Source organism: Bartonella sp. AC10YNML (assembly GCF_042196825.1).
Classification (GTDB): domain Bacteria; phylum Pseudomonadota; class Alphaproteobacteria; order Rhizobiales; family Rhizobiaceae; genus Bartonella.
Genome location: NZ_JBHIRA010000090.1, coordinates 1 through 526, shown reverse-complemented (window position 1 = coordinate 526; position 526 = coordinate 1). Strand labels below are relative to the sequence as shown.

At 37.1% G+C, this 526-nt stretch carries 1 pseudogene; it reads right to left on the bottom strand.

The features are described 5' to 3' along the window. A pseudogene (locus ACFINA_RS09795) lies at positions 1-526 on the bottom strand (hypothetical protein); the annotation flags it as partial.

Below are 526 nucleotides of genomic sequence, written 5' to 3'. Positions count from 1 at the left end.
GCAAGAAATTTAATTTTGCTATTGGCTTTTCCCTCTCCATGCTGTGCCACAAATGCCTGCTCATCATTACTCCACAACAACGCATCCCCTTTGACTTCTTGTGTAATATCATTGATTTGTTGTGTAAAATTATTGACCACATTCGTGAGATGACTATTTACACTCTTCACATTTGCATCAAGCCCACTCAAAGCTGAGCCAACATCATGATAATTAGCTTTTGCCACCTGACCATCTTCAACAATAACAGATAAACTATAGTTTGGTCCTTTAAAGGCACCATTTTCAAATGAGGCACCACCACCAAAATAATTTGCTATATCTCCAGATATTTTATTAATTTGGTTCCCATTGATTGCATCATGCGATCCTTGCGCAATTATGCCATCTTTAACATTATGGAGAGCAACAGGGACTTGATTATCCATCCCACCTAAAGTTACGCTACCATAATTAACGGTATCGTTTTCTTTATCATAAAGAACTGCAGCAGCACTTGTAAGATTAATATCATTAGAAATCTTCT